The 310-nt window shown below is 44.8% G+C and carries 1 rRNA gene; it reads right to left on the bottom strand.

The features are described from left to right. Positions 1 to 200: 200 nt before the first annotated feature. A 5S ribosomal RNA gene (rrf, locus tag ACTQ5K_RS25660) occupies positions 201 to 310 on the bottom strand; the annotation flags it as partial.

Genomic DNA, 310 nt, shown 5'->3' with positions numbered 1-310 from the left:
TTTCCAGCTACCGCGCTCTCGCTTGGTGGCCTTTTTGTCTAGTTGGAGGACGCGTCCCCCAACTAGACAAAAAGGATATTTATTCTCCCACAAACATTTTACTCATACTAACGATACTACGGAAATATAATATTACGAAATACTACTTTTTCCACACAAAAAGACCTAAAGGCTTAATTACCTTTAGGTCTTTTCAATTTGCCTGGCGACGTCCTACTCTCACAGGGGGAGAACCCCCAACTACCATCGGCGCTTTAGAAGCTTAACTTCCGTGTTCGGTATGGGAACGGGTGTGACCTTCTCGCTATCG

Origin of the sequence: Niallia sp. Sow4_A1 (assembly GCF_052116745.1) — a bacterium.
Lineage (GTDB): Bacteria > Bacillota > Bacilli > Bacillales > Cytobacillaceae > Niallia > Niallia hominis.
Note: the sequence above shows the minus strand (reverse complement) of the source record. Positions and strands in the feature narration are given on the sequence as shown.